13 protein-coding genes are annotated in these 11,895 nt (G+C 68.8%); 12 read left to right on the top strand and 1 reads right to left on the bottom strand.

The window, feature by feature from the left end; all coding sequences use genetic code 11:
* The first annotated feature begins 46 nt into the window (after nucleotides 1-46).
* The 11 genes from Q8K49_RS02695 to Q8K49_RS02645 all read left to right on the top strand — a co-directional run bounded on the left by Q8K49_RS02695 (nucleotide 47) and on the right by Q8K49_RS02645 (nucleotide 10,319).
* Nucleotides 47-1,024 carry an LD-carboxypeptidase gene (locus tag Q8K49_RS02695; RefSeq protein ID WP_305303882.1) on the top strand — a complete coding sequence of 326 codons (978 nt, stop codon included), beginning with the start codon at nucleotides 47-49 and terminating at the stop codon, nucleotides 1,022-1,024.
* Between the two features lie 24 nt (nucleotides 1,025-1,048).
* The gene (locus tag Q8K49_RS02690) at nucleotides 1,049-1,984 is read left to right on the top strand and encodes a phosphoribosylaminoimidazolesuccinocarboxamide synthase (protein WP_305303881.1); all 936 of its coding nucleotides are present in this window, start codon (nucleotides 1,049-1,051) and stop codon (nucleotides 1,982-1,984) included.
* The gene (locus Q8K49_RS02685) at nucleotides 1,981-2,955 is read left to right on the top strand and encodes a succinylglutamate desuccinylase/aspartoacylase family protein (protein WP_305303880.1); all 975 of its coding nucleotides are present in this window, start codon (nucleotides 1,981-1,983) and stop codon (nucleotides 2,953-2,955) included. The genes Q8K49_RS02690 and Q8K49_RS02685 overlap by 4 nt, the downstream gene beginning before the upstream one ends.
* A 154-nt stretch (nucleotides 2,956-3,109) precedes the next feature.
* A complete protein-coding gene (locus Q8K49_RS02680; protein ID WP_305303879.1) occupies nucleotides 3,110-3,364 on the top strand; it encodes a hypothetical protein in 255 nt (84 codons plus the stop codon).
* Nucleotides 3,365-3,423: 59 nt separating this feature from the next.
* Nucleotides 3,424-4,701, top strand: coding sequence for a tRNA 2-thiouridine(34) synthase MnmA (mnmA, locus tag Q8K49_RS02675; RefSeq protein WP_305303878.1), 1,278 nt, complete (start codon nucleotides 3,424-3,426; stop codon nucleotides 4,699-4,701).
* A 105-nt stretch (nucleotides 4,702-4,806) separates the two neighbouring features.
* A complete protein-coding gene (locus Q8K49_RS02670) occupies nucleotides 4,807-5,580 on the top strand; it encodes an ABC transporter ATP-binding protein (RefSeq protein WP_305303877.1) in 774 nt (257 codons plus the stop codon).
* Between the two features lie 82 nt (nucleotides 5,581-5,662).
* The gene (locus tag Q8K49_RS02665; protein ID WP_305303876.1) at nucleotides 5,663-6,367 is read left to right on the top strand and encodes an ABC transporter ATP-binding protein; all 705 of its coding nucleotides are present in this window, start codon (nucleotides 5,663-5,665) and stop codon (nucleotides 6,365-6,367) included.
* Nucleotides 6,368-6,444: 77 nt separating this feature from the next.
* Nucleotides 6,445-7,659, top strand: coding sequence for an ABC transporter substrate-binding protein (locus Q8K49_RS02660; RefSeq protein ID WP_305303875.1), 1,215 nt, complete (start codon nucleotides 6,445-6,447; stop codon nucleotides 7,657-7,659).
* 24 nt (nucleotides 7,660-7,683) lie between these two features.
* Nucleotides 7,684-8,568 (top strand): branched-chain amino acid ABC transporter permease, encoded by an 885-nt coding sequence (locus tag Q8K49_RS02655; RefSeq protein ID WP_305303874.1) that lies wholly within the window; start codon nucleotides 7,684-7,686, stop codon nucleotides 8,566-8,568.
* Nucleotides 8,568-9,536, top strand: a complete 969-nt coding sequence (locus tag Q8K49_RS02650; protein ID WP_305303873.1) for a branched-chain amino acid ABC transporter permease — start codon at nucleotides 8,568-8,570, stop codon at nucleotides 9,534-9,536. Before Q8K49_RS02655 ends, Q8K49_RS02650 begins: the two co-directional genes overlap by 1 nt.
* 186 nt (nucleotides 9,537-9,722) lie before the next feature.
* On the top strand, nucleotides 9,723-10,319 hold the full coding sequence (locus Q8K49_RS02645) for a hypothetical protein (protein WP_305303872.1): 597 nt from the start codon (nucleotides 9,723-9,725) through the stop codon (nucleotides 10,317-10,319).
* Here the strand turns inward: Q8K49_RS02645 and Q8K49_RS02640 are convergent.
* Nucleotides 10,307-11,443, bottom strand: coding sequence for a DNA methyltransferase (locus Q8K49_RS02640; RefSeq protein ID WP_305303871.1), 1,137 nt, complete (start codon nucleotides 11,441-11,443; stop codon nucleotides 10,307-10,309). The two genes, Q8K49_RS02645 and Q8K49_RS02640, sit on opposite strands and share 13 nt — an antisense overlap.
* A gap of 212 nt (nucleotides 11,444-11,655) precedes the next feature.
* Between Q8K49_RS02640 and Q8K49_RS02635 the strand changes: the two genes are divergently transcribed.
* Nucleotides 11,656-11,886: a hypothetical protein gene (locus Q8K49_RS02635; RefSeq protein ID WP_305303870.1), complete on the top strand. Its 231-nt coding sequence runs from the start codon at nucleotides 11,656-11,658 to the stop codon at nucleotides 11,884-11,886.
* The last annotated feature ends 9 nt before the right edge of the window (nucleotides 11,887-11,895 follow it).

The following is an 11,895-nucleotide window of genomic DNA, read 5'->3' as shown; positions in this document are numbered from 1 at the left end:
GCGGCGGCCGCTGGGCCGACGGGTCGGCCTGCCACAATTTGGGCGCATGAACCCGCCACTTGCCCAAGGCGCCCAGGGCGGCACATCGTCCGATGAGCTCGCTCGAACGGGTTTTTCCACCCTGCAGCCGGGCGACCGCGTCGCCGTGCTGGCGCCCGCCGGCCCGGCCGCGCCCGAGGCCCTGGCCGCAGTGGCGCCGCTGTACGCGCGCCACGGCTTGCGCGTGCGGCTGTATCCGAGCTGCCACGCCGACAGCGGCTATCTCGCCGGCCCCGACGCGCTGCGCCTGGCCGACCTCCACGCCGCGCTGGCCGACGACGAGGTGGCCGCCCTCCACTGCCTGCGCGGCGGCTACGGCGCCATGCGCCTGCTCGACGGCATCGACACCGCGCTGGTGCGCCGCTCGCGCAAGCTGCTCATCGGCTACAGCGATATCACCGCGCTGCACGCGCTGTGGTGCCGTGAGGGGCTGGCCAGCCTGCACGCGCCCATGCCGGCCTCCGATCTCGTGCTGCCCGGCCGCGAAGGCGACGAGCAGGCGCTCTTCACGCTGCTGCGCCAGGGCCTGCGCGCTGGCGAGCGGCTGGCCCCCGAACTCGACCCGGCACCCCGGGCCGCTGGGCTGCACCACCCCGGCCGCGCCGAAGGCCGGCTCATCGGGGGCAACCTGAGCCTGGTGGCCGCGCTGCTGGGCACGCCCTGGGCCTGGCCGGCACCCGGCGCGATCCTCTTCCTCGAAGACGTGGGCGAAGAGCTTTACCGTGTCGACCGGCTGCTCACCCAGTTGCGCCTGGCCGGCGTGCTGGAAGCTGCCGCGGGCTTCGTGCTGGGCAGCTTCACCGAAGAAGCCTCGCCCGCGGCGCTGCTGCGCGAGATGCTGGGCACGCTGGGCAAGCCGCTGCTGGCGGGCTGGCCCGCGGGCCACGGCACGCCGAACCGGCCGCTGCCCCTGGGCGTGCGCGTGGCGCTGGACGCCGACGCCGGCACGCTGCAGCTGCGCGAAGACTTCCTGCAAGCAAAATAGCCCTTCCCCCGCGAGCCGCATGCCATGAACCCCCTCAAGCCCACCCTGGCCGACCTCGGCCCCGCCGTCAAGACGACCGCCCTGCACTCGCTGCCCCTCATGGCCCGCGGCAAGGTGCGTGACCTGTATGCCGTGGGCACAGCCCGCATGCTGATGGTGGCGAGCGACCGCCTCAGCGCCTTCGACGTGGTGATGAAAGCACCGGTGCCCGGCAAGGGCCGCCTCCTGACGCAGATGGCGCTGTTCTGGTTCGACCTGTTGCGCGACGTGGTGCCCAACCACCTGACCGGCGAGGCCCCCGAGAGCGTGGTCGCGCCCGACGAAGTGGCCCAGGTGGCCGGCCGCGCGATGCTCGTCAAGCGGCTGGCGCCGCTGCCCTGCGAAGCCGTGGTGCGCGGCTACGTGGCAGGCTCGGGCTGGAAGGAATATGCCCAAAGCGGCACGGTGTGCGGCATCGCGTTGCCGCCGGGCCTGACGACGACGCAGCCGCTGGCCGAGCCGATCTTCACGCCGGCCCGCAAGGCCGCCGCAGGCGACCACGACGAGAACATCAGCTTCGCGCAGCTCGAAGGCCTGCTCGGCGCCGCGCGCGCGGCCGAAGTGCGCGACACCTCGATCCGCCTCTACGAGGCTGCCGCCCGATATGCACTGACCCGCGGCATCGTCATCGCCGACACCAAGTTCGAGTTCGGCCTCGACGAGCACGGCACGCTGACGCTGATGGACGAGGTGCTGACCCCCGATTCGTCGCGCTTCTGGCTCGCCGACGAGCTGGCCGCCGGGCGCATCCACGCGCTGGACAAGCAGCCGCTGCGCGACTGGCTCTCCTCCACCGGCATCACCGGCGGGCCTGAGCAGGCGGCGCTGGACCTGCCCGAGGCCGTGATCCTGGGCGTGCACGAACGCTATGCGCGCGCCTGCGCCATGCTGTGCGGGGATGCGTCTGGAGTTCGGGCGTGATCAGCAACGCCAACCTGCGCAGCCACCGCATCACCGGCCTGGCGCCGGGCCCGCGGCTCATCGTCACCGGCGCCGTGCACGGCAACGAAACCGCCGGCACCCAGGGCATCCGCCGCGTGCTGGCCGAGATCGACGGCGGCGAGATCGAGATCGTGCGCGGCAGCGTCACCTTCGTGCCGGTGTGCAACCCGCTGGCCTACAACCACATGCGGCGCATGGGCGAGCGCAACCTCAACCGGCGACTGCAACCCACGGCCACGCCGCAAGACTTCGAGGACCGCATCGCGAATGCGCTGTGCCCGCTGCTCGCCGAGCACCAGGTGCTGCTCGACCTGCACAGTTTCCGCAGCCCCGGCCGGCCCTTCGTGATGCGCGGCCCGGCCGACAACCGCGGCGCGCTGGAGCCCTTCGCCCATGAGGCCGCCGAGGCGCGGCTGGCCGCGCATGTGGGCCCGAGTCGCATCGTCGAAGGCTGGATGGAGGCCTACGCCGCCGGCGTGGCGCGCCGGCGCAAGCTCGCGCTGACCCCCGGCGCGGTGCACGAGGACCCGAGCTACGGCGTGGGCACCACCGAGTACATGCGCAGCCAGGGCGCGAATGGGCAAGGGGGATACGGCATCACGCTGGAATGCGGCCCGCACGACGACCCCGCCGCGCCCGAGGTGGCCTATACCGCCATCCGCCAGACCCTGGCGCTGCTCGGCCTGGCCGAGCTGCCGCTGGCGCCGCCGGCCGCGCCCAACGAATGCCTGGCGCTGACCGAAGTCGTCGACCGCCATGCCGAAGGCGACCGCTTCGTCAAGGCCTGGACGAGCTTCGACCCGCTGGCCGCGGGCGAGCTCATCGCCGTGCGCGCCGACGGCGCCGAAGTGCGCGCGAGCGAGGCCGGCTACGTCGTCTTCCCCGATGTCTCGGCGCTGCCCGGGCACGAGTGGTTCTACCTGGCGCAGGCCAGTTCGCGGCCGCTGTAGCCCCCGCCCGGCGCACGCGCCGGGTGATGAACGTTCCCCCGGCGGGGGGGGCCGAGACACCCCCTGAAGAAGGATCTCCCCCCGCCGAGGGATGCGCACCCCCCAAAGTCGAGCCGATCATCGCGCCCGTCGTCAGCTCCGCGCGAGGCCCCCCATGCAGTTCGAAGAAGCCCATGAAGGCGAGTACCGCATCTTCGTCGGCGCCGTCGAGTCGCGGCGGGGCGAGGGCTATACCGCCGCGCTGGTGGTCAAGCGCATGAACGTGGCGCCGGGCCATCTGCGCGAGGCCTTTCGCGACGACAGCCTGGCCTGCGGCTACCGCTGGCCCTCGCCCGAAGAAGCCATGCACTACGCGCTGAACCGCGGCCGCGAGCTGGTGCGCAGCGGCTCGGACATGCTGGCCTGCTGATCGCGCCGTATCTGGCTAGCCGCCGGCCCGATGCCGGCGCGGCGCGGATAATTCCGCGCATGCGAAAGATGCGCGTGGTGGTGGGCCTGAGCGGCGGCGTGGATTCCGCGGTCAGTGCCTGGCTGCTCAAGCAGCAGGGGCACGAGGTCGTCGGCCTCTTCATGAAAAACTGGGAGGACGACGACGACGGTGAATACTGTTCGAGCAACGCCGATTTCGTCGACGCCGCGGCGGTGGCCGATGTCATCGGCATCGAGATCGAGCATGTCAACTTCGCTGCCGAGTACAAGGACCGCGTCTTCGCCGAATTCCTGAGCGAATACCGCGCCGGCCGCACGCCCAACCCCGACGTGCTGTGCAACGCCGAGATCAAGTTCAAGGCCTTCCTGGAACATGCGCTGCGGCGGGGCGCCGAGAAAATCGCCACGGGTCACTACGCACGCGTGCGTGAGGTCGCGGCCCCGGCCGCCGCCGGGCCGCCCCAAGGCGGCCGGAGCCCCCCCGGGGGGCAGGAGCGCAGCGACGTAGGGGCTGTCAGGTACGAGCTGCTCAAGGGCCTGGACCCGGCCAAGGACCAAAGCTACTTCCTGCACCGCCTGAACCAGGCGCAGCTCTCGCGCACGCTGTTCCCGGTGGGCGAACTGGAGAAGACCGAGGTGCGCCGCATCGCCGCCGAGATCGGCCTGCCGGTGGCTGCAAAGAAAGACTCCACCGGCATCTGCTTCATCGGCGAGCGGCCGTTCCGCGAGTTCCTCAACCGCTACCTCAGCCACGAGAGCGGCCCCATGCTCGACGAGCGCGGGCGCGAACTCGGCCGCCACATCGGCCTGAGCTTCTACACGCTGGGCCAGCGCCAGGGCCTGGGCATCGGCGGCGTGAACTGGACCCCCAGGGCCACGCACGCGCGGCCCGTTCCCCGAGGGGAGCCGCCCCCCTTGGGGCGGCCCGGCGGCGTGCGCGAAGGCGGCGGCGCGGGCGGCATTCATGCGCCCTGGTACGTGGCACACAAGGACATGGCGCGCAACACCCTGCACGTGGTGCAGGGGCATGGCCACCCCTGGCTGCAGTCGGGCTGGCTCGAAGCCGAAGACCTGAGCTGGGTCTCCGGCGAGCCCCCGGCGCCGGGCGCGCTGGCCGCCAAGACGCGCTACCGCCAGGCCGATGCGCCTTGCATGCTGTCGGTCAGCGGCGGCGTGGCGCGGTTGGAGTTCGCCACGCCGCAATGGGCTGTGACGCCGGGCCAGAGTGCCGTGCTCTACGACGGCCCGGTGTGCCTGGGCGGCGGAGTCATCGCGCGCCGCGCCGGGCCTGCGGCGCAGGCGTTGACCGGCGCTTGACCCATCTCAAAGGCCCCACGGGTTTGTCCTAGCGTCGCTGCGGTTTCCACGCATCGCTTGCGTCACGGGGCGCCCTAAACTTCCCCTCCGCAGCCCCGGCCCCGCATGAGCCCAGACATCATCCTCGAAACCCGCGCCTTGACGAAGGAATTCAAGGGCTTCGTCGCAGTGAGTCAGGTCGACCTCAAGGTGCGGCGCGGCAGCATCCACGCGCTGATCGGCCCGAACGGCGCAGGCAAGACGACCTGCTTCAACCTGCTGACGAAATTCCTCACGCCCACCTCGGGCCAGATCCTCTTCGACGGCCACGACATCACCGCCGAGACCCCGGTGCACATTGCGCGCCGCGGCGTGATCCGCTCGTTCCAGATCTCGTCGGTATTCCCCCACCTCACGGTGCTGGAAAACGTGCGCGTGGCGCTGCAGCGCCAGCTCGACTCGTCGTTCAAATTCTGGCGCTCCGAACGCACGCTGGAGCGGCTCAACCCGCTGGCGATGGAGCTGCTGCACGAGGTCGACCTGGAGAAATACGCCGGCCTGACCGCGGTGGAGCTGAGCTACGGGCGCAAGCGCGCGCTGGAGATCGCCACCACGCTGGCCATGGCGCCCAAGCTGATGCTGCTGGACGAACCCACGCAGGGCATGGGCCTGGAAGACGTGGACCGCATCCGCCAGCTCATCAAGAAGGTGGCCGCCAGCCGCACCGTGCTGATGGTCGAGCACAACATGAGCGTGGTGGCCAGCATTGCCGACACCATCACCGTGCTGCAGCGCGGCGCCACGCTGGCCGAAGGGCCCTACGAACAGGTCAGCAAGAACCCAGCCGTGATCGAGGCCTACATGGGCAGCGCGCAGACAGAGCTGCAAGGCGCGCATTGATGTCGGCCCCCAAGCTCACTGCGTTCGCGCCCCCCCAAGGGGGAGCCGGCCTCCCTTGGGGCGGCCCGGCGGGAGACCGGTGATGGCCACCCCCTTCCTCGAAGTCACCGACCTGCACGGCTGGTACGGCGAATCGCACGTGCTGCACGGCATGAATTTCCACGTCGACGAAGGCGAGGTGGTGACGCTGCTGGGCCGCAACGGCGCCGGCCGCACGAGCACGCTGCGCGCCATCCTGGGCCTCATCGGCAGCCGCAAGGGCAGCGTCAAGGTGCGCGGCGTGCAGACCATCGCCATGGCCACGCACCGCATCGCGCGGCTGGGCATCGGTTATTGCCCTGAAGAACGCGGCATCTTCTCCAGCCTGTCGGCCGAGGAAAACCTGCTGCTGCCGCCGCAGATGGCCGCCGGCGGCATGAGCGTGGAAGCGATCTACACGATGTTTCCGAACCTCCAGGAGCGCGCCGGCAGCCAGGGCTCGCGCCTGTCGGGCGGCGAACAGCAGATGCTGGCCGTGGCGCGCATCCTGCGCACCGGCGCCAGGCTGCTGCTGCTGGACGAGATGTCCGAAGGCCTGGCGCCCGTCATCGTGCAAAAACTCGCCGAGATGGTGGGCATGCTGCGCCAGCAGGGCTACACCATCGTCATGGTGGAGCAGAACTTTCGCTTTGCAGCAAAGCTGGCCGACCGCTTCCTGGTCGTCGAGCACGGCCAGGTGATCCAGGAATTCAACCAGGCCGAGCTGCCCTCGCGCATGGACCGCCTGCATGAGTACCTGGGCGTCTGAGCGCAGCGCACGCCCGCCCGTTCACCCCCCCCCCCGCTGAAGTCCGACCCCCTCATCTCCCTGTTCAGGAGCACCGCATGAAACTGAAGAAACTCTCCGCCGCTTGCACGCTGGCCCTGGCCGCCATGACCGCCGCCGTGGCCCCGGCCCAGGCCCAGATCTCGGGCGACGTGATCAAGATCGGCATCATCACCGACATGGCCGGCGTGTATGGCGACATCGACGGCATGGGTGGCGTCGAGGCCGTCCGCATGGCGGTTGCCGACATGGGCGGCGCGATCAACGGCAAGAAGATCGAGGTCCTCTACGCCGAGCACCAGAACAAGGCCGACGTGGCCGCGGCCAAGGCCCGCGAGTGGTTCGACACCCAGGGCCTGGACATGCTCATCGGCGGCACCAACTCGAGCGTGGCCCTGGCCATGTCCAAGGTGGCGTCCGAGAAGAAGAAGCCCTTCCTGGTGGTGGGCGCGGCCAGCTCGGCGCTCACCAACGACCAATGCACGCCGTACACCATCCACTGGGCCTACGACACGGTGGCGCTGGCCAAGGGCACGGGCGGCGCGGTGGTCAAGTCCGGCGGCAAGACCTGGTACTTCCTGCAGGCCGACTATGCCTTCGGTGCGGCGCTGCAGGCCGACACCTCCACCGTCGTCAAGGCCGCTGGCGGCACCATCGTGGGCACCGTCAAGCACCCGCTGGCGGCGAGCGACTTCTCGTCCTTCGTGCTGCAGGCACAGGCCAGCAAGGCGCAGATCCTGGGCATGGCGAATGCCGGCGGCGACACCATCAACACCATCAAGGCCGCCAACGAATTCGGCGTCACCAAGACCATGAAGCTGGCCGGCCTGCTGGTCTTCATCAACGACATCCACTCGCTCGGGCTGAAGACCACCCAAGGCATGTACCTCACCGACAGCTGGTACTGGAACCATAACGCCGAGACGCGCGCCTGGGCGCGCCGCTTCTTCGAGACGATGAAGCGCATGCCCTCGTCGGTGCAGGCCGGCGACTATTCGGCGGCCACCCAATTCCTCAAGGCGGTCAAGGCCATCGGCAGCGACGACGCCGACAAGGTGTTGGCGCAGATGCGCAAGACGCCGATCAACGACGTCTTCGCCAAGGGCGGCTTCATCCGCGCCGACGGCCGCATGGTGCACGACATGTACCTGATGCAGGTGAAGAGCCCGGACAAGAGCACCGAGCCCTGGGACTACTACAACGTGGTCGAGACGATCAAGGGCGAAGCCGCCTGGACGACCAAGGCCGACACCAAGTGCGCACTGTGGAAGTAGTGGCCTGAGGCAGCGCGCCGCGCGATGGACATCTTCGGCATCCCGTTGCAGGCCTTCCTGGGCCAGCTCACGCTGGGCCTGGTGAACGGCTCGTTCTACGCCATGCTCAGCCTGGGCCTGGCGGTGATTTTCGGGTTGCTGGGGATCGTCAATTTCGCGCACGGCGCGCTGTACATGATCGGCGCCTACGTGGCCTGGGGCAGCCTCGAGTATTTCGGGCTCAACTACTGGGCCGCGCTGGCGCTGGCGCCGCTCGTGGTGGGCGTGCTGGGCATGCTCATCGAGCGCACGCTGCTCAAGCGGCTGTACAAGATCGACCCCATCTACGGCCTGCTGCTGACCTTCGGCCTGGCGCTCATCGCCGAGGGCCTGTTCCGTGACCAGTTCGGCGTCTCGGGCCAGCAGTACCCGGTGCCCGAGTCCCTGCAAGGGGCCACCAACCTGGGCTTCATGGTGCTGCCGAACTACCGCGCCTTCGTCGTCCTGGCCTCGCTCGTGGTGTGCTTCGGCACCTGGTTCGTCATCGAGCGCACGCGGCTGGGCTCGTACCTGCGGGCGGGCACCGAGAACCCGGCGCTGGTGCAGGCCTTCGGCATCAACGTGCCGATGATGGTGATGCTGACCTATGCCGCCGGCGCGGGGCTGGCGGCCATTGCCGGGGTGCTGGCCGCGCCCATCATCCAGATCACCCCGTTGATGGGAAGCAACCTCATCATCGTGGTCTTCGCCGTGGTCGTCATTGGCGGCATGGGTTCCATCATGGGCTCCATCCTCACCGGGCTGGTGCTGGGCCTGGTCGAAGGCCTGACCAAGGTCTTCTACCCCGAGGCATCGAACATCGTGGTCTTCGTCATCATGGCCATCGTGCTGGTGCTGCGGCCGGCCGGCCTGTTCGGCAAGGAAAAGTGATGCCCGAGTCTGCCCAAGCCGCGCTCACGCGCCATGCCCGCTGGGCCTGGGCCGCCGGCCTGGCGTTCCTGCTCGCCGCGCCCTTCATCGGCGTGTACCCCATCTTCATGATGAAGATGCTGTGCTTCGCGATCTTCGCCTGCGCCTTCAACCTGCTGCTGGGCTATACCGGGCTGCTTTCGTTCGGCCACGCCGCCTACCTGGGCGCGGCGGCCTATTTCACCGGCTGGCTGATCAAGGCGGCCGGCCTGTCGCCCGAACTCGGCATCCTCGGCGGCACGCTGGGCGCGGGAGCGCTGGGCCTGGTGGTGGGGCTGATCGCCATCCGCCGCCAGGGCATCTATTTCGCGATGATCACGCTGGCCATGGCGCAGATGATCTTCTTCCTCTGGCTGCAAGCGCCCTTCACCGGCGGCGAAGACGGCCTGCAGGGCGTGCCGCGCGGCAAGCTCTTCGGCCTGCTCTCGCTGGAAAGCGACCTCACCCTGTACTTCGTGGTGCTGGCGGTGTTCGTGGCGGTATTCCTGGCCATCGTGCGCATCGTGCATTCGCCCTACGGCCAGGTGCTCAAGGCCATCCGCGAGAACGAGCCGCGCGCCATTTCGCTGGGCTACGACGTCGACCGCTACAAGCTGCTGGCCTTCGTGCTGAGCACCACGCTGGCCGGCCTGGCCGGCTCGCTGAAGACCGTGGTGCTGGGTTTCGCCACGCTCTCCGACGCACACTGGTCGCTCTCGGGCGAGGTCGTGCTGATGACGCTGCTGGGCGGCATGGGCACCTTCGCCGGGCCGGTGCTCGGCGCCTTCACCATCATCGGGCTGCAGAACTACCTGGCCGACCGCGTGGGCGCGTGGGTCACGGTGATCATCGGCGCGATCTTCGTGGTCTGCGTGGTGGGCTTCCGCCGCGGCTATGTCGGCGAACTGCTGGCCTGGCAGCAGCGCAGGCGGATCAAGGACGAAGGCTGAGGCGCCGGGGCCGAGATCGGCTCAAGGGCTGCCTGCGCTGCGCCTGAGCGCTGTTGCGCTTGCGCCTTCGGACTCCGGGCCGGTCAGAAGGTGCTGACGCGGCAACGCGCGATGGCTTCGCTGGGCAACCAAAGCCCCCGGTTGGCGCGATATGCTCGAGTCGACATCCTCGAGCTATTCGCACACATGCGGCGCAACACCCTTGACGCGACGAAGTTCAACCCGGACATCTTGCTGCCGTACCAGCTGCGAGCCGACGACTTTCGGGCTGCCGCCCAGGATGTCTACGACTTCTTCTTTGACGTCAACACCGGGCTTGTGGCCAAGGGCCTCGAACGACTCGATGACATCCTGCGGCCCGCAATCATGTCGGGCGTGCTCTCGGACATGCTCACTTCGAGCCTCGCCAAGCACTCGCGTACGCTGGTTGTCAACGCGCACTTCAACGGTCACCCTGACCTCGTGTTGAAGGGGCAGTACGCTGGCAACGCGGTCAAAGCAGGCGAGCAAGGCATCGAAATCAAGACCACGCGCAAGGCCGGGGGTGCGGTGGACACCCACGGCGCGCGCGAGCAGTGGATGTGCGTCTTCGTCTACCAGGTCGACAATGAGACAGAACCTGCTCGGCAACGTCGCCCGATGACCTTTACCGAGATCTATCTCGGTCAGGTGACGGTCGGCGACTTTCGAAAGAATGCCCGAGGCGAACTGGGCACGCGGACCGCCACCCTGCACGCGCAAGGGATCGCCAAGCTGCGCCGCAGTTGGGTCTATCGCGCCTGATCCCCATCTCCCGGCCGGGGCGCTTCGGTCACTCGCAGGTCAGCGAGCGCGGGAATCGCCTCGCAAGCCAGGTCGAAGTAACGCGGATCGCGCTCGATGCCAATGCTCGAATAGCCTACCGCCTCTGCTGCCGCGAGGGTGGACCCCGAACCCGCAAACGGATCGAGCACCACGCCCTGCCCCAGGGGCAATACACCTCGCACCACGCGCCGCAGGAAGGCCTGCGGCTTCAGGCTGGGATGGTTAGCGAGGCGACGCTCGGCAGCGCGTGTGGGCGAGGACTCGATCACATCACCGAATGGCCGCGCGTCGCTGATGCGCCGGAAGCCGCCGGTGCCCCACTTGCGAAGGTTGTCCTGCACCCGACCATCGATTGGTTTGCGGAATAGCAGCCATGGCTCCCACATCGACCGCGGCATCACGCTGACGCCACTGAACTCCACGTGCGCGGCCTTGGGCCGGTCACCTCCTCGCATCGTCATCACCAGACGCACGAGTTCGCCGCGCCGCTCCAGACCGGCGCGAGCCAACGAACCCGATACCAGATGCGACAGCAGGGGATTGCTGGCCACGACGACGTTGGCGCCGGGCACCAGCACGCGCATCAGGCTACGTCCCCAGGCCAGGAAGAAGCGCTCCAACGCATCGAGGTCGCCCGCCTTGAGCACGGTGAAGCGCGGCAGGGGCGCGCGCTTGACACCATCAAAGCTGGGTGGAATTCGCCAGACGCCCCCACGGCCCGACCGCAGTTTGTCCTGCTCACCCTCCGAATACTCGACCAACCCGTAGGGCGGGTCGGTGACGACAGCGTGCATGCTGTTCGGTGACTGGCGTTCGAACCACTCATTGCAGTCAGACAGTACCAACTGGGCGCCGCCGTGGGTGAACTCACGCGGCGATGCGGCCGGCGCAGCCAGTGGCCGCGCCACCGTGTCCTCAAAGCCGTTCAGCGCATATTGGCCACGGTCCATGCGGGCAAACAAAGCGGGGGTGTTAAGTTGCAGATATGACCGCACCGACGACGGCGGCACTTTGCCGATCAGACGCGACACCTCGTCGCTGATCTCATGCGCCGTGGCGCCCGATGGGCGCCCATCGAGCACATGCACGATCGCATCGCGCACTTCACCTGGCCTTCGGCGCATCGCCTTCTCCACTGGATAAGTGTCCAGCAGTATAGACGTCCAGACGTCATGTCAACCGCTCGCGGCGAGGCTCCCCCACCCTCACCCCCGGATTCAGCACCCCTCCTTTCGCTCTCCGCGTCGCCATCGCCGCTGCGGCGCTCGCCCGCACAGCCATTGCATGGGGCGACCGCTACAAGCTGCTCGCCTTCGTGCTCAGCACCACGCTGGCCGGCCTGGGCGGCATGGGCACCTTCGCCGGGCCGGTGCTCGGCGCCTTCACCATCATCGCGCTGCAGAACTACCTGGCCGACCGCGTGGGCGCGTGGGTCACGGTGATCATCGGCGCGATCTTCGTCGTCTGCGTGGTGGGTTTCCGCCGCGGCTATGTCGGCGAGCTGCTGGCCTGGCAGCAGCGGCGTCGGGCCAAGAGCGAGCGCTGAGCGCGGCTC

Origin of the sequence: Brevundimonas sp., from assembly GCF_030682035.1 — a bacterium.
In the GTDB taxonomy this organism is placed as follows: domain Bacteria; phylum Pseudomonadota; class Alphaproteobacteria; order Caulobacterales; family Caulobacteraceae; genus Brevundimonas.
Note: the sequence above shows the minus strand (reverse complement) of the source record. Positions and strands in the feature narration are given on the sequence as shown.